Source organism: Pseudomonas sp. 58 R 3, assembly GCF_900006605.1.
In the GTDB taxonomy this organism is placed as follows: domain Bacteria; phylum Pseudomonadota; class Gammaproteobacteria; order Pseudomonadales; family Pseudomonadaceae; genus Aquipseudomonas; species Aquipseudomonas salomonii.
The window spans coordinates 79,830-100,168 of record NZ_CVTT01000059.1 but is presented as its reverse complement, the minus strand read 5'-3'; the positions used below and the strand labels follow the sequence as shown (position 1 = coordinate 100,168).

At 61.3% G+C, this 20,339-nt stretch carries 22 protein-coding genes; 9 read left to right on the top strand and 13 right to left on the bottom strand.

All coding sequences use genetic code 11. The features are described from left to right. Nucleotides 1-51 precede the first annotated feature (51 nt). The 8 genes from BFP92_RS17035 to ffh form a co-directional block, all read right to left on the bottom strand. Nucleotides 52-783, bottom strand: a complete 732-nt coding sequence (locus BFP92_RS17035; protein ID WP_058422696.1) for a thioredoxin fold domain-containing protein — start codon at nucleotides 781-783, stop codon at nucleotides 52-54. Nucleotides 784-934: 151 nt separating this feature from the next. Beyond that, nucleotides 935-1,831, bottom strand: coding sequence for a site-specific tyrosine recombinase XerD (gene xerD / locus BFP92_RS17030; RefSeq protein ID WP_065930392.1), 897 nt, complete (start codon nucleotides 1,829-1,831; stop codon nucleotides 935-937). Nucleotides 1,832-1,969: 138 nt separating this feature from the next. Continuing rightward, nucleotides 1,970-2,383, bottom strand: coding sequence for an acyl-CoA thioesterase (locus BFP92_RS17025; RefSeq protein WP_003193963.1), 414 nt, complete (start codon nucleotides 2,381-2,383; stop codon nucleotides 1,970-1,972). Nucleotides 2,384-2,465: 82 nt separating this feature from the next. Continuing rightward, nucleotides 2,466-2,816 (bottom strand): 50S ribosomal protein L19, encoded by a 351-nt coding sequence (rplS, locus tag BFP92_RS17020; protein ID WP_003175895.1) that lies wholly within the window; start codon nucleotides 2,814-2,816, stop codon nucleotides 2,466-2,468. Nucleotides 2,817-2,861: 45 nt separating this feature from the next. After that, the gene (trmD, locus tag BFP92_RS17015; protein WP_170875847.1) at nucleotides 2,862-3,635 is read right to left on the bottom strand and encodes a tRNA (guanosine(37)-N1)-methyltransferase TrmD; all 774 of its coding nucleotides are present in this window, start codon (nucleotides 3,633-3,635) and stop codon (nucleotides 2,862-2,864) included. Further along, the gene (gene rimM / locus BFP92_RS17010; protein WP_056858695.1) at nucleotides 3,617-4,153 is read right to left on the bottom strand and encodes a ribosome maturation factor RimM; all 537 of its coding nucleotides are present in this window, start codon (nucleotides 4,151-4,153) and stop codon (nucleotides 3,617-3,619) included. The genes trmD and rimM overlap by 19 nt, the downstream gene beginning before the upstream one ends. Before the next feature lie 5 nt (nucleotides 4,154-4,158). Next, complete coding sequence (gene rpsP / locus BFP92_RS17005; RefSeq protein WP_003175899.1) at nucleotides 4,159-4,410, bottom strand: 30S ribosomal protein S16; 252 nt, start codon at nucleotides 4,408-4,410, stop codon at nucleotides 4,159-4,161. Between the two features lie 250 nt (nucleotides 4,411-4,660). Further along, entirely contained in the window at nucleotides 4,661-6,037 is a 1,377-nt protein-coding gene (ffh, locus tag BFP92_RS17000; RefSeq protein WP_003193965.1) for a signal recognition particle protein, read from the bottom strand. Nucleotides 6,038-6,279: 242 nt separating this feature from the next. Here ffh and ccsA point away from each other — a divergent pair, with 242 nt between their 5' ends. The 3 genes from ccsA to BFP92_RS16985 all read left to right on the top strand — a co-directional run bounded on the left by ccsA (nucleotide 6,280) and on the right by BFP92_RS16985 (nucleotide 10,001). Beyond that, nucleotides 6,280-7,083 carry a cytochrome C assembly family protein gene (gene ccsA, locus BFP92_RS16995; RefSeq protein WP_170875846.1) on the top strand — a complete coding sequence of 268 codons (804 nt, stop codon included), beginning with the start codon at nucleotides 6,280-6,282 and terminating at the stop codon, nucleotides 7,081-7,083. A 12-nt stretch (nucleotides 7,084-7,095) separates the two neighbouring features. After that, nucleotides 7,096-8,334, top strand: a complete 1,239-nt coding sequence (locus BFP92_RS16990) for a transporter associated domain-containing protein (RefSeq protein WP_056858697.1) — start codon at nucleotides 7,096-7,098, stop codon at nucleotides 8,332-8,334. A gap of 356 nt (nucleotides 8,335-8,690) precedes the next feature. After that, nucleotides 8,691-10,001, top strand: coding sequence for an MFS transporter (locus tag BFP92_RS16985; RefSeq protein ID WP_065930390.1), 1,311 nt, complete (start codon nucleotides 8,691-8,693; stop codon nucleotides 9,999-10,001). Between the two features lie 120 nt (nucleotides 10,002-10,121). Here the strand turns inward: BFP92_RS16985 and purT are convergent, their stop codons facing one another. The 5 genes from purT to BFP92_RS16960 all read right to left on the bottom strand — a co-directional run bounded on the left by purT (nucleotide 10,122) and on the right by BFP92_RS16960 (nucleotide 13,393). Further along, nucleotides 10,122-11,303, bottom strand: coding sequence for a formate-dependent phosphoribosylglycinamide formyltransferase (gene purT / locus BFP92_RS16980; RefSeq protein ID WP_065930389.1), 1,182 nt, complete (start codon nucleotides 11,301-11,303; stop codon nucleotides 10,122-10,124). 69 nt (nucleotides 11,304-11,372) lie between these two features. Further along, on the bottom strand, nucleotides 11,373-11,840 hold the full coding sequence (locus tag BFP92_RS16975) for a VUT family protein (RefSeq protein ID WP_065930388.1): 468 nt from the start codon (nucleotides 11,838-11,840) through the stop codon (nucleotides 11,373-11,375). A 178-nt stretch (nucleotides 11,841-12,018) separates the two neighbouring features. Beyond that, on the bottom strand, nucleotides 12,019-12,234 hold the full coding sequence (locus tag BFP92_RS16970) for a DUF1289 domain-containing protein (RefSeq protein ID WP_058422692.1): 216 nt from the start codon (nucleotides 12,232-12,234) through the stop codon (nucleotides 12,019-12,021). Beyond that, the gene (locus BFP92_RS16965) at nucleotides 12,231-12,755 is read right to left on the bottom strand and encodes a gamma carbonic anhydrase family protein (protein ID WP_065930387.1); all 525 of its coding nucleotides are present in this window, start codon (nucleotides 12,753-12,755) and stop codon (nucleotides 12,231-12,233) included. The genes BFP92_RS16970 and BFP92_RS16965 overlap by 4 nt, the downstream gene beginning before the upstream one ends. 35 nt (nucleotides 12,756-12,790) lie before the next feature. After that, nucleotides 12,791-13,393: a CoA pyrophosphatase gene (locus BFP92_RS16960; protein ID WP_056858702.1), complete on the bottom strand. Its 603-nt coding sequence runs from the start codon at nucleotides 13,391-13,393 to the stop codon at nucleotides 12,791-12,793. A gap of 146 nt (nucleotides 13,394-13,539) precedes the next feature. On the opposite strand from BFP92_RS16960, the gene BFP92_RS16955 reads away from it, so the two are divergent. The 6 genes from BFP92_RS16955 to ptsP all read left to right on the top strand — a co-directional run bounded on the left by BFP92_RS16955 (nucleotide 13,540) and on the right by ptsP (nucleotide 20,318). Then, a complete protein-coding gene (locus BFP92_RS16955; protein WP_065930386.1) occupies nucleotides 13,540-14,088 on the top strand; it encodes an NUDIX hydrolase in 549 nt (182 codons plus the stop codon). Nucleotides 14,089-14,124: 36 nt separating this feature from the next. Further along, on the top strand, nucleotides 14,125-14,628 hold the full coding sequence (locus tag BFP92_RS16950; protein WP_065930385.1) for a L,D-transpeptidase family protein: 504 nt from the start codon (nucleotides 14,125-14,127) through the stop codon (nucleotides 14,626-14,628). Nucleotides 14,629-14,899: 271 nt separating this feature from the next. Further along, nucleotides 14,900-15,658 carry a GntR family transcriptional regulator gene (locus BFP92_RS16945; protein WP_065930384.1) on the top strand — a complete coding sequence of 253 codons (759 nt, stop codon included), beginning with the start codon at nucleotides 14,900-14,902 and terminating at the stop codon, nucleotides 15,656-15,658. 10 nt (nucleotides 15,659-15,668) lie between these two features. After that, nucleotides 15,669-16,775, top strand: coding sequence for an N-acetylglucosamine-6-phosphate deacetylase (gene nagA, locus BFP92_RS16940; RefSeq protein WP_065930383.1), 1,107 nt, complete (start codon nucleotides 15,669-15,671; stop codon nucleotides 16,773-16,775). Next, nucleotides 16,756-17,778 (top strand): SIS domain-containing protein, encoded by a 1,023-nt coding sequence (locus BFP92_RS16935; protein ID WP_139114080.1) that lies wholly within the window; start codon nucleotides 16,756-16,758, stop codon nucleotides 17,776-17,778. The genes nagA and BFP92_RS16935 overlap by 20 nt, the downstream gene beginning before the upstream one ends. Before the next feature lie 29 nt (nucleotides 17,779-17,807). Next, a complete protein-coding gene (gene ptsP / locus BFP92_RS16930) occupies nucleotides 17,808-20,318 on the top strand; it encodes a phosphoenolpyruvate--protein phosphotransferase (protein ID WP_065930381.1) in 2,511 nt (836 codons plus the stop codon). Nucleotides 20,319-20,339 lie beyond the last annotated feature (21 nt).

Genomic DNA, 20,339 nt, shown 5'->3' with positions numbered 1-20,339 from the left:
CCCGTCGAACGGTCGGCGGGCCATGATCGTCAAAGGTTCGACGATGCTGGTTTACTTGGCACTGAGCGCCAGTTTGGCAACTTGTGGTGCCGGCTGGTAGCCCGGAATCACCTGACCGTCAGCCAAAACGATGGCCGGTGTACCGTTCACGCCAATCGACTGGCCGAGGGCGAACTGCTTGGAAACCGGGTTGGCACATTTGGCTGCCTTGATTTCCTTGCCATCGACCATTTTGTCCATGGCCGATTTCTTGTCGGCCGAACACCATACGGCTTGCAGCTGCTCGTCACCCGGCGAACCCAGGCCCTGGCGCGGGAATGCGACGTAGCGCACTTCGATACCGGCCTTGTTCAGCGCAGGCACTTCGGCGTGCAGCTTGTGGCAGTACGGGCACGTGGTGTCGGTGAACACGGTAATGTGGGTCTTGGTCTCGCCAATGGCCGGGTACACCACGGTTTCAGCCACCGGAATGCCGTTGATCAGCTTGGACACGCCCAGGCGCTCGGCTTTCTCGGTCAGGTTGACCGGCTTGCCGTCTTTAAGCTGGAACAGGTAGCCCTGAACGATGTACTGGCCATCGGCGCTGGCGTACAGCACACGGCTGCCCTTGAGCTTGACTTCATACAGGCCGGCCATGGGGCTGGCGCTGATGCTTTCGATCGGGGTGTCGAGCTGCAGGTTGGCCAGGCTCTTGCGAATGGTTTGCTCGGCGGCGTCATCGGCGACAACAAAGGTGGAAACCAACGCAATCGCTGCGGCGGCAATAATCTGGGTCAAGCGCATGGGAACTCCTGAAGGCAGATGCAGGGACGGCTGTGGAACACCGCTTGGAAACGCGGGCAGTGGCCGTCCCCTTTGCTAACCGGCAAAGCCTACCACAGTTGGGCCCAAGGGCAGGCTTCAACGGGCAAATTGGGGTTTTTCCGAGGTGATTTTATCCGCGCGGGTGGTGCTTGGCGTGCATTTCCTGCAAGCGTGCGCGTGCCACGTGAGTGTAGATCTGGGTTGTGGATAAGTCGCTGTGCCCCAGCAGCATTTGCACCACGCGCAAATCCGCGCCGTGGTTGAGCAAATGCGTGGCGAATGCATGACGCAAGGTATGCGGCGACAGCGCCTTGCCGATCCCGGCAACTTTGGCCTGGTGCTTGATACGGTGCCAGAAGGTCTGGCGGGTCATCTGCTCGCCGCGCAGGCTGGGGAACAGCACATCACTGGGCCGCCCGCCGAGCAGCTCATTGCGGGCGTCACGCATATAGCGCTCCACCCACACAATCGCCTCCTCGCCCATCGGCACCAGTCGTTCCTTGCTGCCCTTACCCATCACGCGCAGCACGCCCTGGCGCAGGTTGACTTGCTCCAGGGTCAGGCTGATCAGCTCGGTCACGCGCAGGCCGCAGGCATACAAGACTTCCAGCATGGCGCGGTCGCGCTGGCCGATGGCTTCGCTCAGATCGGGCGCGGCGAGCAAGGCGTCCACGTCAGCTTCCGATAAGGATTTAGGCAAGGGCCTACCGAGCTGAGGCATATCGATTTGCAGGGTCGGGTCGACGGAAATCTGCTTTTCGCGCAGCAAATAGCGATAAAACCCACGCACACCCGAAAGAAATCGCGCCGTGGAACGCGGCTTGTAGCTCTGTTCCAAACGCCAGGCCAGGTGATCGAGGATCAACTCACGGCCGGCATTGATCAGCTCGAGGTTTTTCTCCTGCAACCAGCCATTGAACAAAGCCAGGTCGCTGCGATAGGCCTGCCGGGTGTTGTCCGACAGGCCTTTTTCCAGCCACAGGGCGTCGAGGAAGCGGTCGATCAGAGGGTGGTCGATGGCGGGCATAGAGGCTCAGGTTGATGACTGGAGTGTTTGGTAGATCCTATCGCAGGCAAGCCAGCTCCCACATGGGTTTTGTGTGTTGCCTGATAGCATGATCAACACCGATTAAATGTGGGAGCTGCCTGCGATAGCAGTCTCGGGTCAGTCCACAAACCCAGGCAGCACCGGCACAGGGCGTTTGTCGGCATCAATCGCGACAAAACTGAACACGCCCTGGATCGCCTTTTCACGGCCATCGGCACTCATGCTCTCGACGAACACTTCAACCTCGACCTTAAGGCTGGTGTTGCCCACTTTGATTACGCGGCCGATCAGCTCGACGATGGAGCCGGCGGGGATCGCGTGATTGAAGTCGATACGGTCGGTGGACACCGTCACCAGCGGCAAGCGGCAAAAGCGCGTGGCGGTGATGAAAGACACTTCATCCATCCACGCCAGCGCAGTGCCGCCGAACAGCGTGTTGTGGTGGTTGGTGGTCGGCGGGAACACGGCTTTGGTCACGTGGGTCACGGACAGGTCAGTGCGTCGCTGGATTTCTTCGAGGCGGGTGGTCATGGCCAAATACCGGCAAATAGACAAATTTCAGGCACAAAAAAGCAGCCCGCAGGCTGCTTTTTTCTGCATCGGGAAGCTGGACTTAAGCCAGTTTTTCCTTGATGCGAGCTGCTTTACCGGACAGGTCACGCAGGTAGTACAGCTTGGCTTTACGTACGTCACCGCGACGCTTAACGGCCATGCTGTCGATTTGCGGGCTGTAGGTCTGGAAAGTACGCTCTACGCCAACACCGTTGGAGATTTTACGAACAGTGAAAGCACTGTTCACACCACGGTTACGCTTGGCGATTACCACGCCTTCGAACGCTTGCAGACGCGAACGGTCGCCTTCCTTCACTTTCACCTGAACGACAATAGTGTCGCCCGGGGCAAAGGTAGGGATCTCTTTGGTCATCTGCTCTGCTTCGAGTGCAAGGATGATTTTGTTAGTCATGCTGTGCTCCTAAGGTAAGTCAATGGACCTACCATCGATACGTTGTTAACTATCGTCCCGCGCGAGGATGTATTCCTCGAGCAGCTTCTTCTCTTCTCCAGAAAGCGAGCGGCTTTCCAGAAGATCGGCGCGTCGTTCATAGGTCCGACCAAGGGACTGCTGTAAACGCCAACGCCGGATGTGTGCGTGATTGCCACTTAGCAATACGTCGGGAACACGCTGATCCGCATACACCTCCGGTCGGGTGTAGTGCGGGCAATCCAGCAAACCATCCGTGAAGGAATCTTCCTCCGCAGAGTCCGCATGCCCTAAAGCTCCAGGCAGCAGTCGTGTAACCGCATCTATCAGGACCATCGCCGGCAGCTCGCCGCCAGACAGGACATAGTCCCCAATCGACCACTCTTCATCGACATGCGCTTCAATAAAACGCTCGTCAATGCCTTCATAGCGACCGGCAATCAGGATTAAGGCCTCCTCATTCGCCAGTTCGCGCACGCCAGCCTGTTTCAGCTGACGGCCTTGAGGGGACAGGTAAATTACCTTCGCCTTCTCCCCGGCGGCTGCCTTGGCCTCGACCAACGCATCTTCCAGGGGCTTGATCTTCATCACCATGCCCGGGCCACCGCCAAATGGGCGATCGTCCACAGTGTGATGTCGATCCGTCGTGTAGTCTCGCGGGTTCCAACAGGTAAGCTGCAACAGCCCCTGTTTCACCGCCCGACTGGTGATGCCGTACTCGCTGATGGCGGAGAACATCTCGGGAAACAAACTGATCACTTCAATGCGCAAATTAGCCACGCTTAGAAGTCCGCGTCCCATTCCACCTTCATCTCGCCCGCGGCCAGGTCGACGGCCAACACGCATTGCCCGGTATAAGGCAACAGGCGTTCGCGATCATCCAGGCTGCCAGCGCAAGGCTTGACCACCATTACATCATTGGCGCCGGTTTCCAGAAGATGATCGATTTTCCCGAGCAATTGCCCCAGTTGATCAATAACCTTCAGACCTTCCAGCTGGTACCAGTAGTACTCGCCGTCGGTCAATTCAGGGAACAGGTTGCGCGGCACGCAGATCTCATAACCGGCCAGAAGACGAGCTTCTTCACGGTCATCAAGACCCTTGAGCTTTGCGACCAGGAACTTATCGCTCCCGCGTCCACTGACCAGCTCGACCTGTTTCACACTACCTTCGCGCTTGAGCGTCCAGGTTTTGTACTGCAACAGGTTTTCAGTCGGATCAGTAAAGGAATACACCTTCACTTCGCCGCGAACGCCATGAACAGAGTAAATCTTGCCGATAACGATCAAATCATCAGCAACAGCTGGCGTCGCGTTCATATTGCTCAGGCTGCGGCCTTAGCCGAGTCCTTCAACAGTTTTGCAACGCGCTCGGATGGCTGTGCGCCAACGCTCAGCCAGTAGGCTACGCGCTCTTGGTTCACGGACAGACGAACTTCTTGACCACGAGCAACAGGGTTGAAGAAACCAACCTGTTCCTTGTGCGAACCGTCGCGCGGGTTGCGGCTGTCGGTTACGGTCAAGTGGTAAAACGGGCGCTTTTTGGAGCCGCCAAGGGCAAGACGGATTGTTAGCATGTGAACATCGTTCCTGTAGTCGGTGCTGCAAATCTAAATGCACAGCGGGCATAGGTGCCCGAAAGGCCGCATATTCTAAGGAATATCCGGACTTTTGCAAATGTCTTTTTCTGGCGCCTATCAGCGTGCCACTCAGATCTGCTATAGAGCCGTCGGTTAAAACGGCGAGTCAGCTCCCGCTAACCGCGGGTTTGCTGGAGATCCCACGTCCCTGTGGGGCGGAGCGCAAGCAGACTTGCGCTCGAATTCTTTACATTTTCGGCATGCCGCCGCCGGGCAACATACCGCCCATGCCGCGCATCATCTTGGCCATTCCGCCTTTGGCGGAGAATTTCTTCATCATCTTCTGCATCTGCTTGTGCTGCTTGATCAAGCGACCGATGTCCTGCACCTGGGTGCCGGAACCCATGGCGATCCGGCGTTTGCGCGAACCGCTGATCAGCTCAGGGTCGCGGCGCTCGGCCGGGGTCATGGAGTTGATGATGGCTTCCATCTGCTTGAACTGCTTCTCTGCCGCGCCCTGGGCGTTGCCCATTTGCGCCAGGTTCACACCGCCGATGTTCGGCAGCTTGTCCATCAGGCCGCCGAGGCCGCCCATGTTCTTCATCTGTTGCAGCTGGTCACGGAAGTCTTCGAGGTCGAAGCCCTTGCCCTTCTTCAGCTTCTTGGCCAGCTTGTCGGCCTTGTCCTTGTCGAGCGTGGCTTCGGCCTGCTCGATCAGGCTGAGCACGTCGCCCATGCCGAGAATGCGTGAGGCGATACGCTCCGGGTGGAACGGTTCGAGCGCTTCGCTCTTCTCGCCCATACCGATGAACTTGATCGGCTTGCCGGTGATGGCGCGCACCGACAGCGCAGCACCGCCACGGGCGTCACCGTCGACCTTGGTCAGGATCACGCCGGTCAGCGGCAGTGCGTCGCCGAAAGCCTTGGCGGTGTTGGCCGCATCCTGGCCGGTCATGGCGTCGACCACGAACAGCGTCTCGACCGGGTTGATCGCGGCATGCAGCGCCTTGATCTCGCCCATCATCTCTTCATCGATGTGCAGGCGACCGGCGGTATCGACGATAACCACATCGATGAATTTGAGCTTGGCTTCTTTAATAGCCGCGTTGGCGATGTCGACCGGCTTCTGGCTCAGGTCGGACGGGAAGAAGGTCACCCCCACTTCGCCCGCGAGCATTTCCAGCTGTTTGATCGCAGCCGGACGGTACACGTCCGCCGACACAACCATTACCGACTTTTTCTTGCGCTCTTTAAGGAAGCGCGCCAGCTTGCCGGCGGTGGTGGTTTTACCCGCACCCTGCAGACCGGCCATCAGCACGACGGCCGGTGGAACGGCGCTGAGGTTCAAGTCTTCGTTGGCTGCGCCCATCAGGCTTTCGAGTTCGGCCTGGACGATCTTCACAAAAGCCTGGCCCGGCGTCAGGCTGCGGGACACTTCGGTGCCCACAGCGCGCTCTTTGACCGAGTTGACGAAGTCCTTGACCACAGGCAAGGCCACGTCGGCTTCCAGCAACGCCATGCGCACTTCACGCAGGGTGTCTTTAATATTGTCCTCGGTCAGCTTGGCCTTGCCGGTGACATGGCGCAGCGTCTGCGAGAGACGGTCAGTCAAGTTTTCAAACATGCGCGATCCTTTCAGGCCCTATTCATCGAAATGCAGTGGTGACCGAGGTAATGGCGGCCCAGGCTGTGGTAAACCGCTGTTAAAAACAGCGCTCAGCACGCCTGTGGCGTGGGCAGGTCGCGGATTATAGCGAAGACTGCGCCGCTGCACACGCGCTGTCTGGCCCGGGAGTCTTTCGTGCAGCGCAGGTGTGTGCCAAACTCAGCGCCTTTCGGGCTTGTCTATCAGGATTTATGGTCCCCTTGTCACCCAGTTTGCTACCCAGCCTCGCCGCCGCCCTTTTATATGCCGCTGCGACTCTCTATCAGGGCACTCGTCTGGCCCAAGGCACTAAAGCGGACAAACGTCTGCTGGCAGGCCTGGGCGTCGTCGCCCTGCTGGCCCACGCCGCGAGCCTGTTCAACCACCTGATGACGCCGGTCGGCCTGGGCCTGGACTTTTTCAGCGCCGCCAGCCTGATCGCCGCTGCCGTCATCGCGCTGACGCTGCTGGCCTGCTACCGCATCCCGGTCGAAAACCTGCTGGTGCTGCTATTCCCGCTGGGAATACTGACCGTGCTGCTGGCGCAATTCACGCCCACCGGCACCGTGCAGGTCATCGACGAAGAGCCGGGCATCCTTGCGCACATCCTGTTGTCGATCCTGGCCTACGGCATGTTCACCATCGCGGTGTTCCAGGCCTTGCTCGTGCTGCTGCAGGATCACCAGCTTAAAAACAAGCACCCTTCCGGGCTGATCAAGAACTTCCCGCCGCTGCAAACCATGGAAAGCCTGCTGTTTGGTTTCCTCTGGGCCGGTTGGACGTTGCTGTCGCTGTCGCTGATCTCCGGCTGGCTGTTCGTCGAGAACCTGTTCGCCCAGCACCTGGTGCACAAAACCCTGCTGGCGTGCCTGGCCTGGGTGGTGTTCAGCGTGCTGTTGTGGGGGCGTAACCGTCTCGGCTGGCGCGGGCACAAGGCAATCCGCTGGACCCTGGCCGGTTTCTGCCTGCTGATGCTGGCCTACTTCGGCAGCAAGCTGGTTCGCGAATACATCCTGCATATCTGACGGGCAGTAATAATGGACAACTTGCCCCTTGGGCCGATGCTCGCGGTAATCGCCCTGCTGATCTTATGGGCGGCGCTGTTTACCGCCATCGAAGCCGCACAACAACACCTGCTGGCCATACGCCCCGGCACACGCCAAGGGGACAAGGCTGCCGCCCGTCTGAACTTCCCACGTAACAGCCTGATCCTGTGCAACAGCCTGTGCCGCGCGGCCGTGGTGATTCTGTGCACGTTGCTGGCAATTTATGCCTGGGCGCAAAACGGCCCGTGGCTCGGCTGGCTGATCTCCTGCGCCATCCTGCTGATACTTGCCGACTACCTGCCCCGCGCCCTGGCCGTTCGTCACCCCCAGGCCGTGCTGGGCTTCGGTAACACGCTGCTGGGCGTCCCGCTGAAAATCCTTTATCCACTGGCCTGGCTGCTCAATGGCATCAGCCTGTTGCTGTTGCGCCCCTTCGCGCGCAAATCCGGCGTGGTGAAAAAGAGCGACGAGCCGTTGCCTGAGCATGACGACGAACCGGAGCCCGAGGCCAACGACAATCGCACGCCCGGCCTGCCCGGCATCCACGCCCTGGACAACATCACGGTCAACGACATCCTGGTGCCGCGCAGTGAAGTGGATGGCATCAACCTGGATGACTCGGTCGAAGAAATCATCGAGCAACTGCGCACGTCCCAGCGCACGCGCCTGCCGGTGTTTCACAGCGACATCAACCAGGTGCAAGCGGTGCTCAACACTCGCCAGATCCAGCACCTGCTGCCCGACGCCAGCCTGACCAAAGAAGCCTTGCTCGCCGCCTGCCACGAACCCTACTTCGTGCCGGAGAGCACGCCGCTGCAATTGCAGTTGCTGAACTTCCATAAACAGCAACGGCGCCTGGGCATGGTGGTGGACGAATACGGCGAAGTGCTGGGCATCGTTACCCTGGAAGATATCCTCGAAGAAATCGTCGGCGAATTTGAAAGCGACCAGGCTGTGGATAACCCGCACATCGAAGCCCAGCCTGATGGCCGCTACATCATCGACGGCGCCGCCTCGATCCGCGAACTGAACAAAAGCCTGGGCTGGCACTTGCCCAGCGACGGCCCCAAGACCCTCAACGGCCTGGTCACCGAGGCGCTGGAGACTATTCCGGACTGCGCGGTGTGCCTGAAAATCGGCCGCTATCGCCTGGAAATCCTCGAGACCGAGGACAACCGCGTGAGCAAGGTGCTGATCTGGCATACCAGCCGCGTGCCGGTGGCTGCCTGACCTACTGGCGTCATACATATCCAATGTGGGAGCGGGCTTGCTCGCGAAAGCGGTATATCAGTTAAAGATCAGCTGACTGACCCACTCTTTTCGCGAGCAAGCCCGCTCCCACATTTCGATTTGCAGCGTGTCAGCCCCCTTGTTGTATGTTCAAACCCCTTCCTATAATCGGCTCGGCTTACCCAAGCCCCGCCCGACCGCGTGCTACCCGCACTCAGCGCGTCCAGGCACCGCCTTACCGTGTCTGACCGGTGTTTGCTCCCATCCCGAGCCGCCCCGCTTAAAACCCTGATCCATGGGTGTTCGACCAATAAAAATCCGCGTAAAAACGCGCAATGACCGTCAGGGATACCTCAATGAGCACCACCTATAACGAGGCCGCCACCGCCGCCCCGCTCAACTCGACCGCACGGGTCGCCACGGCGAGCATCGTCGGCACCGCCATCGAGTTCTACGACTTCTATATCTACGCCACCGCGGCCGCACTGGTGATTGGCCCGGTGTTCTTTCCGCAGACTTCCGGCACCGCGCAGATGCTGGCGTCGTTTCTGACCTTCGGTATCGCCTTTATCGCCCGCCCGCTGGGTTCGGCGCTGTTCGGCCACTTTGGCGACCGCATCGGGCGCAAATCCACGCTGGTGGCCTCGCTGCTGTTGATGGGCGTGTGCACCACGCTGATCGGTTTGCTGCCGGGTTATGACAGCATCGGGGCCTGGGCGCCGATCCTGCTGTGTGTGCTGCGCTTCGGCCAGGGCCTGGGCCTGGGCGGCGAATGGGGCGGCGCGGCGTTGCTGGCCACCGAGAATGCGCCCAAAGGCAAGCGCGCCTGGTTTGGCATGTTCCCGCAACTGGGCCCATCGATCGGCTTTTTGGCGGCCAACGGCCTGTTCCTGATCCTGGCCATGAGCCTCAACGACGAACAGTTTCGCAGTTGGGGCTGGCGCATTCCATTTATCCTCAGCGCAGCGTTGGTGATGGTCGGCCTCTATGCGCGGCTCAAGCTGCATGAAACCCCGGTATTCGCCAATGCCGTGGCCAAAGAGGCGCCGGTGAAAGTGCCGCTGGTAGAGTTGTTCAGCCAGCATTGGTTGCCGGTATTGCTGGGCGCCGCGTCGATGGTGGTGTGCTATGCGCTGTTTTACATCACCACCGCGTTTTCCCTGAGCTACGGGGTTTCGACCCTGGGCTACAGCCGTGAGATGTTCCTCGGCTTGCTGTGCTTTGCGGTGCTGTTCATGGGCTTGGCCACGCCGTTGGCGGCCTTGGCCAGCGATCGTTACGGGCGCAAGCCGGTGCTGATCGTCGGCGCGGTGCTGGCGATTTTGTCGGGTTTCACCATGGAGCCCTTGCTGACCCACGGTTCAACCTGGGCCGTGGCGTTGTTCCTGGCGCTGGAGCTGTTCCTGATGGGCATCACGTTTGCCCCAATGGGCGCCATGCTGCCGGAGCTGTTTCCGACCCGCGTGCGTTATACCGGCGCTTCGGCCGCGTATAACCTCGGTGGGATTGTCGGCGCGTCGGCTGCACCGTTTTTCGCAACCAAGCTGGTGGCGATGGGTGGGCTGAGTTATGTCGGCGGGTATGTGTCGGCGGCAGCGTTGCTCAGCTTGATTGCTGTGCTGTGCCTGAAAGAGACGCGGGATAATGATTTGAACAAGGTCGCCTGAAGCCGATCGTTCCCACGCTCCGCGTGGGAATGCCTCTTGTGACGCTCCGCGTCACGCTTTGGGACGCAGAGCGTCCCGGGCTGCATTCCCACGCAGAGCGTGTGAACGATCGGGTTGGGGTTACAGCTCTACAACAACAGCCTTGGAAGCTCGGGTCGCTTTAGCCCGAGCAGCCTCAATCGACTCATCCCGCGCCAACGCCACGCCCATGCGGCGCTGACCATTCACTTCCGGCTTGCCAAACAGACGCAATGCCGTGTCCGGCTCGCTCAAGGCAGCGCCAAGATTGGCGAACGCCGTCTGAGTCGACTGCCCTTCCACCAGAATCACCGCCGAAGCCGAAGGCCCGAACTGGCGGATCAACGGAATCGGCAGGCCCAGGATGGCGCGCGCGTGCAGCGCAAACTGCGACAGGTCCTGAGAAATCAGGGTCACCAGACCGGTGTCATGGGGGCGCGGCGACACTTCGCTGAACCACACCTGATCGCCCTTGATGAACAACTCCACGCCAAACAGGCCGCGACCACCCAACGCCTCGGTCACGGCCTTGGCAACGCGCTCGGATTCAGCCAGGGCAATCGGGCTCATGGCTTGCGGCTGCCAGGATTCCTGGTAGTCGCCCTTCTCCTGACGGTGGCCCACTGGCGCGCAGAAGGTGGTGCCGCCGATGTGGCGCACGGTCAGCAGGGTGATTTCGTAGTCGAAGTCGATAAAGCCTTCGATGATCACGCGACCTTTGCCGGCACGCCCGCCTTCCTGGGCGTAATCCCAAGCCTTCTGTACGTCGTCGGTGCTGCGCAGCAGGCTCTGGCCCTTGCCCGACGAACTCATCACCGGCTTGACCACACACGGGAAGCCCAGGTCTTGCACGGCCTTGTTGTAGTCTTCGAAGGTGTCGGCGAAGTGGTACGGCGAGGTCGGCAGGTCCAGCTCTTCGGCGGCCAGGCGACGAATTCCTTCGCGGTTCATGGTCAGCGAGGTGGCGCGCGCGGTCGGGATCACGGTGAAGCCTTCGGCTTCCAGTTCCACCAGCGTTGCAGTGGCGATGGCTTCGATTTCCGGCACGATGAAGTGCGGCTTTTCGACCTCGATCACGGCACGCAGGGCGGCGCCGTCGAGCATGTTGATCACGTGGCTGCGGTGCGCCACCTGCATGGCCGGCGCATTGGCGTAGCGATCCACGGCAATCACTTCAACGCCCAGGCGTTGCAGTTCGATTACCACTTCCTTGCCCAGCTCACCGCAGCCACACAGCAAAACGCGGGTCGCGGTTGGCGACAATGGAGTTCCGATTCGGGTCATCTCAGGTCCTCAGGGGAGCGGATCATGGGGAGAAAGGCCGGCATTTTACATGAACTGTAAAAATTGGCCTCAGTTGGCGACAGCCCGTTTGCGCATGCGCCAGGCCATGATCAGCCACACCGCCGTGACCCCGGCAAATTTCGACACCAGCGCGGTGCCGGCCACTGCCGGTGTGAGCGCGCCGATCAGGCCGAAGAAGATAAAGGTATCCAGGGGAATACTCAGCGCCGAACTTATCCACAGGCGGTCGTGCAGCGGGCGCTTGGTGATGCTGAACACCAGCCAGTCGATGCACTCGGACACCGCAAACGCCGTGGCGCTGGCCAGGGCGATGGACGGGTCGGAGGTGATGTACGACAGCACCAGCGCCGCCAGCATGGCGATGATCGCGCCATGGCCGAAGCGGGTTTGCACCATGTCACGCAGGATAAACACCAGGCCACCCCAGGCGGACCAGATGACATCCAGGTGCGGGGCGGTGGAGAAAGCGAAGTTGATCAGCACGACGCTGCTGATGTAGGCGATCAGGAAGAGCATGGGGCGAGGACCTGTGGGCAAGGGGCACAGGGTACTTCACATTTGGAAATATGTCGTCTGGGCGGGCCTCATCGCAGCGATGCGGCGGCCCGACAAGCCAGCTCCCACATTTTGACCACATTCCTACAGGTTATACGCGGTCAAATGTGGGAGCGGGCTTGCTCGCGAAAGCGGTCTGTCAGGCGCCAGATTTGCCCGGAACCATCCACACCAACCCACTCGCCATCGCCCGCTCATGGCACAACCCCAACACCACCCGGCGCTCGGCATTGTCCATGCGGCTCCAGCGCGTAATCTCATCCACCGTACGCTGGCAGCCGGTACAAATATCGTCATCGTCCAGCGCACAAATGCTCACGCACGGCGAGGCGACGGGGCGTTCAACCGGGTTCATTCTTGCTGCTCAACCAGGTCACGCGCATAGCGCTGCGCGTTATGCACATAGTGCGCGGCGCTGGCTTCGAGCATGCGCTTCTGGGCCTCGGTCAGCTCACGTACCACCTTGCCCGGCGAGCCCATCACCAGCGAGCCATCGGGGATTTCCTTGCCTTCGCCAATCAGCGAATTGGCGCCGATGATGCAATGTTTGCCGATCCTGGCGCCATTGAGGATCACCGCGTTGATGCCGATCAGGCTGTAGTCGTCGACGGTGCAGCCGTGCAGCATGGCGTTATGGCCGATGGTCACGCCGGTGCCCAGGGTCAGCGGGTAGCCCATGTCGGTGTGCATCACGCTGCCATCCTGCACATTGCTGTTCTTGCCGATCAGGATCAGCTCGTTATCGCCACGCAATACCGCGTTGAACCAGACGTTGGCGCCCTCTTCCAGCTTGACCTTGCCGACCAGCGTGGCATTCGGCGCCACCCAGCTGTGCGGATGCGTCTCGACGCGGGCGTCGCCCAGGCGGTATTTCATGGTGTGTCCTCACGGCTGGCCATTCAAGCGATGGCTTAGATATTGATAAAGCTTTTAGGCGGCTGGTGCAGGCTGATCTGGGCATCGTCATAGAGCAGGTTGATCAGCTCGACAATCATGATCGCCGTCAGCCCCCAGATCTTGTATTCACCAAACCGATAACTGGGCACATACCAGCTGCGGCCCTGGTAATCGATGCGGTGAGTGTGTTCGCGCGGGTCCTGGCGGAAAAACTCCAGCGGCACGCTGAACACGGCGGCGATCTCGGCATCGTTGGCCAGGTATTCGACGTAATCGGGGATCACACCGACGTAGGGCGTAACCCGAATACCGTGCAGGGAAATCAACGGACTTAAGGGGCCGATCACTTCCACCAGACCGGGCGGCAGGCCGATTTCTTCTTCGGCTTCGCGCAGTGCGGTAAAGATCAGGTCCGGGTCTTCGGGGTCACGCCGCCCGCCGGGAAACGCCACTTCGCCACCGTGGGTCGACAGGCCGCTGGCGCGCAGGGTCAGGATCAGTTCGGGTTCGTCGCTGCGGGTAATCGGCACCAACACCGCGGCCTCGGGGAAACGCCCATCGGTTTCCAACGTGTGGGGGGTGTGATTGCTTACCCGGCGAAGTAGCTCGTCCAGCATGAGTCATCTCGATCTGTTGGCTACCATGCATCATGCACCAAAGCAGGCGGGCGCCCAACCCCAAAACCACTGGCGTGTCGCTAAACGACAACTTGCAGGGCCCTGCCCGCCACGCCAAGATAGACGCACTTTCCAGGAACCCCAGCATGAATTTCTGCAGCCAGTGCGGTAAACCGGTTACCCAACGCATTCCCGAAGGCGACGGGCGCCTGCGCTACGTGTGTGATCACTGCTCGACCATTCACTACCAGAACCCCAATATCGTCGCCGGCACCGTGCCGGTGTGGGGCGACAAAGTGCTGCTGTGCCGCCGCGCCATCGAGCCGCGCCTGGGTTACTGGACCCTGCCCGCAGGCTTTATGGAGAACGGCGAAACCGTCGAACAGGCTGCCATGCGCGAAACCCTGGAAGAAGCCTGCGCCCGCGTGCGCAACCTGAGCCTCTACACCCTGATCGATGTCCCGCACATCAGCCAGGTGCATATCTTCTACCGCGCCGAGCTGGTTGACCTGGACTTCGCCGCAGGCCCCGAGAGCCTTGAAGTGAAGCTGTTCGATGAAGCCGACATCCCTTGGTCCGAGCTGGCTTTCCGCACGGTCGGGCGTACCTTAGAATGCTTCTTCGCTGACCGCAGGCAACAGCTGTTCCCGGTGCGCAGCGAGTCGGTGCCGCCGATGACGCGGCCCGCCAAATAACTCCAGGCAGCACCGTCTACAAGGGAAACCGTTTTAATGCGTTGGTTGCTCGCTCTGATCTGCCTGTCGTTCGCCAGCCTGTCTTGGGCCTCCACAGTGGAAACCCTCGGCGGCAAACCGGTCGAGAAAATCCTGGTGCTCAAGTCCGCCCATCAGTTGCAACTGATCAATGACGGCAAACCGCTCAAAACCTACCGTATTTCCCTGGGCAAAAACCCCAAGGGCACCAAACTGATGGAAGGCGACCGTCGCACGCCAGAGGGCTTCTACTGGATCGACTGGCGCAAGACCAGCGACCGCTTCAACCTGGCCATGCACATCTCCTACCCCAATATCAGCGACTCGGCCCGCGCGCGCCGCGAAGGCGTGAAACCGGGCAGCATGATCATGATCCACGGCACCCCCGACACCGAGGAATACCCGGAACAGTGGTTTCACACCCTGGATTGGACCGACGGTTGCATCGGCATGCGCAACGTGGACATGCGCGAAGTGTGGAACCTGGTCAAAGACGGCACCCTGATCGAGATTCGGCCGTAATCGCCTACCGCTCGTAAAATAAGTCAAAAATAATTCAAAAAAAATCCTGCCCATGGCAGCGCCTGCCGGTGAATACCAGTTCACTGCGCGGGCTGCGCAATTCTGCGCGCATTCAAGACCTCTCTAATACCACTTGATACCAGGCACCTTTACTGTGCGCTGAAACAGGCTGCTGCACTGTTTTCGCTGCATTGACATGGTATTTAAGTGGTATTAATTTCCGGCCAATACCGGGCGACAACACTCCAATAACGCATCGGAAACCTGACAGATGAATCCCATACTGGCGCTGCGCCCCGACGACAAACAGTCCACGCCGCTGTACCTGCAATTGGCCCGCAAACTGGAAGCGGCGATCCATGCCGGCGAGTGGAAATCCGAGCAGGCCTTGCCGTCGGAACGGGTCCTTAGTGAGCAACTGAATATTTCCCGCGTCACCGCGCGCAAAGCCCTGGAAGTGCTGTTTGCCCAAGGCTTGATTCGCCGCAGCCAGGGTTCCGGGACCTTTATCACCCCGCGTCTGGAACAGCCGCTGTCGCGCCTGTCGGGGTTCAGCGAGATGTTGCGGCTCAAGGGCTTTGTGCCCACGTCCCAGTGGCTGGAGCGCGACATCACCCCGCCGACCCACGAAGAACTGATCCGCCTGGGCCTGTCGCCGACCGACAAAGTGGCGCGGCTCAAGCGCCTGCGTAAAGCCGATGACACCGTGATGGCGATTGAAATGACCGCCATGCCCGCCTCCGTGCTGCCGAACCCGCAAGCCATCGGCAATTCGCTTTACGAATACCTGGAGAGCATCGGCCAACCGGTGGTGCGAGCCCTGCAACATATCCAGGCAATCAATGCCTCCGATGAGTTCGCCAAGCTGGTGGGCATCGCCCCCGGCACCGCCATGCTGCTGATGACCCGGGTCGGCTATACCGCCGACAACACGCCGATTGAAATCACCGACACCTACTGCCGCAACGACTACTACGACTTCGTCGCAGAGCTGCGCCGTAATGACTACTCCGCTGAACTGCGAGTTTAGAGAACTGCCCATGTCCGAAGACAACATCCTCACGCCCGGCGGCTGGATTCGCGGCCGCCTGGTGCACGAACACGGCAAGGTGGTCGCTATCGACGGCACGCCGTGCGACCCGAGCGACAATGACCTGCCCTACTTGCTGCCAGGCTTTATCGACCTGCACGTTCACGGCGGTGGCGGCAAAGACATCATGGAAGGCACCGACGCTTTCGAAACCATCACCCGCACCCACGTGCGCTTTGGTACGACCTCGCTGCTGGCTACCACCATGACCGCACCGGTGGATGAAATCTCCCGTGTGCTCGGCGAACTCGGCACGTTCTGCGAGCAGCGTGCTACAGGCAGCGCTCGGGTTCTCGGCGTACACCTGGAAGGCCCCTACATCAATCCGGGAAAACTCGGCGCGCAGCCCAACTTTGCCCACACTGCGTTAATGGCCGAAGTCGAAGCTTACCTGCGCCTGGCGCCGATCCGGGTGATCACCATTGCTCCGGAAATCGCCGGCCACGATGCCCTGATCCGCGCCCTCAGCGAACGCGGCGTGCGCATGCAAATCGGCCACACCCTGGGCAGCTACGAAGAAGGCGTCGCTGCCCTCGCCGCCGGCGCCACCAGCTTCACGCATTTGTATAACGCCATGAGCCCGCTGCATCACCGCGAGCCTGGCATCGTCGGCGCCGCGTTGGCCCACGCCAAGTACGCAGAATTGATCCCGGATTTGCTGCACGTGCACCCCGGCGCCATACGCGTGGCGCTGCGCTCGATCCCGTGCCTGTACTGCGTCACCGATTCCACCGCCGCCGCCGGCATGCCCGACGGCGAATACAAGCTGGGCAGCCACACCGTCACCAAATGCCTGGGCGGCGTGCGCCTGGCCGACGGCACCCTGGCCGGCAGCACCCTGACCATGGACCAGGCGCTGCGCAACCTGGTGAAAATCGGCCTGCCCATCAGCGAAGCCTCACAACGCCTGTCGCAATTTCCTGCGGACTATTTGGGCCTGGAAGAACGCGGGCGCCTGCAACCCGGCAGCTTTGCCGACTGCGTGCGTTTGGACCGCTCCCTGACACTCACCGACGTAATGGTCGAAGGAGAAACCATTGACTTCAAAAATGCTTGAAGAGGCCCTGGCCTCCTGTGACGCCGTTGAGGCCCAACTGCAGCGCCTCAACCCGATGCTGGAGGAAGTGGCCGGGCGCCTGCGCCGTCAGCCGCCGCAAGTGGCGATGACCATCGCCCGTGGCAGTTCGGACCATGCCGCCAGCTACTTTGCCTATCTGGCCATGCAGCATGTGGGCATTCCGGTGGCGTCGTTGCCGATGTCGGTGGTGACCCTGCTGCAAGCGCCGTTGAAGGTCAGCGGCCAGGTGGCGTTCGGTTTCTCCCAGTCGGGGCAAAGCCCGGACCTGGTCAACAGCCTGCGCCTACTGCGCAAACGCGGGGCCTTGAGCATTTCGATGGTCAACGCCGAAGACTCACCGCTGGAAGCCGCGTGCGAATTCCATGTGCCACTGTGCGCCGGGCCGGAGCAGAGTGTCGCCGCGACCAAAAGCTTTATCGCCACTTTAAGCGCCAGCGCGCAGTTGATCGGCCACTGGAACCACGACCTGTTGCTGCTGCAAGCCTGCCAGGCCCTGCCCGACGGCTTGCGCGAAGCCGCCACCCAGGATTGGACGCCGGCCATCGAAGCCCTGCGCGCCAGCCAACGACTGATAGTGATCGGCCGTGGCGCCGGTTTTGCCATCGCCCAGGAAGCCGCGCTCAAGCTCAAGGAAACCTCGGCAATCCAGGCCGAGGCCTTCAGCAGCGCCGAAGTGCGCCACGGGCCGATGGCCTTGATCGATGAAAACTACCCATTGCTGGTGTTCGCCCCACGCGGCGCCGAGCAAGCCGGTTTGCTGAGCCTGGCCGCCGATATGCGTCAACGCGGCGCCCGCGTCTTGCTGGCGGCGCCGGACGATATCGCGGAACGCGACCTGACCCTGAGCCGCGCCGAACACCCAAGCCTGGACCCGATCCTGGCGATCCAAAGCTTCTACGTGATGGCCGCCGGCCTGGCGGAGGCCCGGGGCATGGACCCGGACCAGCCGCGCCACCTGAGCAAAGTTACCCGCACTCACTGAGTCGCGTTTTCCTGATGAGTACCGTGCCCATGTCCTACAACAATAATGAATTGACCCTAAGCGCCCCACTCAGTGGCCCGGTGCTGAGCCTGGGCAACGTTCCCGATGAAGTGTTCGCCAGTGGCGCCATGGGCGACGGTATTGCCATCGACCCGCTGAACGACTGCCTGCACGCGCCCTGTGATGGCGTGATCATCCACGTCGCGCGCACCGGGCATGCACTGACCATTCGCGCCGACAACGGCGCCGAAGTGTTGATGCATGTGGGCATCGACACCGTGGAATTGAACGGCGAAGGCTTTGCCCTGCTGGTGAAGGAAGGCGCACGGGTGAGCCAGGGCCAGGCACTGGTGCAGTTTGATCTGGACCGCATTGCGCGCCAGTGCAAAAGCCTGGTCAGCCTGATCATCCTGACCAATGGCGAGCGCTTTGAGCTGCGGCCCGTGGCAGGAAAATTCGTTAAGGTGGGTGAGCCGTTGCTGCACATTGCCGCGCGTTCGGCAGCGCCGTTGCAGGCGGCTGTGGATAACGCGGTCACCGAAGTGCGCGCCAGCGTGCGCATTACCCACCGTGGCGGCTTGCATGCCCGCCCCGCCGCGCTGGTGCGCAAGGCCGCGCAAGAGTTCAATTGCCATGCAGAGCTGCACTTCGCCGGCAAGTCGGCGCCCTGCGACAGCCTGATTGGCTTGATGGGGTTGGGCATTGGTGAAGGTGATGAAGTACGCATCACCTGTCGCGGCACCGATTGCGAGGCGGCGTTGCAGGCGTTGGTGGCCGCACTCTCGGTTGCTGTGAGTGAAGAGCACCACGCGCCGGTAGCCGTGGCTCCGCGTCGGGCGAACACCGAAGCCGGTGTGTTGCAAGGCGTGTGCGCCGCGCCCGGCCTGGTCTGTGGGCCGCTGTTTCGCCTCACCGGTATCGAACTGCCGCAAGACACGGGCACGCATGTCGCCGACGAACAACTGCAGCGCCTGGACACCGCGCTGGAGCAAGTGCGCGGCGAAATCCGCAGCACCCTGGCGCAGGCGCGCCAACGCAAGAACGTCGAAGAAGAAGACATCTTCGCCGCCCACCTTGCGCTGTTGGAAGACCCTACCCTGCTGGACGCCGCCACCGGTGCCATCGAGCAAGGCAGCGCCGCCACCCACGCCTGGCGCGACGCGATCCAGGCGCAATGCGCGGTGTTGCTGGCGTTGGGCAAACCGCTGTTTGCCGAGCGCGCCAACGACCTGCGCGACCTGCAACAACGGGTGCTGCGTGCGCTGTTGGGGGAAGCCTGGCACTTCGAATTGCCGGCCGGCGCGATTGTCAGCGCCCATGAACTGACCCCCTCCGACCTGCTGCAACTGAGCGCACAAAATGCCGTGGGCATTTGCATGGCCGAAGGCGGCGCTACGTCTCACGTCGCGATTTTGGCCCGAGGCAAAGGCTTGCCCTGTGTGGTCGCGCTGGGCGCCGAAGTGCTCGACGTGCCCCAAGGCCAACGCGTGGTGCTGGACGCGGCCAACGGTCGCCTGGAACTGGCACCCAGCGAGGCGCGCCACGCCGAAGTGCACCAGATTCGTGATGCGCAAAAGTTGCGCCGTCAGCAACAACAGGCCCAAGCCCGGCAAGCGGCGCACACCCGCGATGGCGTGCGCATTGAAGTGGCGGCGAATGTCGCCTCCAGTGCCGAGGCTAAAGTGGCGTTTGAGAACGGCGCCGATGGTGTGGGCTTGCTGCGCACCGAATTCCTGTTTGTCGACCGTCGCACCGCGCCGGATGAACAAGAGCAACGCCAGGCCTACCAGGCCGTGCTGGATGCCATGGGCGACAAGTCGGTGATCATCCGCACCATCGACGTGGGCGGCGACAAACAGCTCGACTACCTGCCGTTGCCGGTTGAGGCCAACCCGGTGCTGGGCTTGCGCGGCATTCGCCTGGCGCAAGTACGCCCGGACGTGCTCGACCAACAACTGCGCGCCCTGCTGCAAGTGTCCCCATTGGAGCGTTGCCGCATCCTGCTGCCGATGGTCAGCGAGGTGGATGAACTGCTGCAGATCCGCCAGCGCCTGGATGAATTGTGCGCGGAGCTGGAACTGACCCAGCGCCCGGAACTGGGCGTGATGATCGAAGTGCCCGCCGCTGCGCTGATGGCCGAGCAATTCGCCGAACACGCAGACTTTTTATCCATCGGCACCAATGACCTGTCCCAGTACACCCTGGCCATGGACCGCGACCACGCGGGCCTCGCCGCACGGGTGGATGCCTTGCACCCGGCGCTGCTGCGCTTGATCGCGCAAACCTGCGCCGGCGCCGCCAAGCATGGGCGTTGGGTGGGTGTGTGCGGCGCCCTGGCGTCCGACCCGCTGGCCACGCCGGTGCTGGTTGGCCTGGGTGTGAGTGAACTGTCGGTCAGCCCGCCGCAAATCGGAGAAATCAAGGACCGCGTCCGCCACCTGGACGCGGCGCAATGCCGGCAATTGAGCCAAGGCCTGCTCGACCTGAGCAGCGCCAAGGCCGTTCGCCAAGCCTGTCAACACCACTGGCCGCTGAGCTGAAAACAACAAGAATAGGGAGAC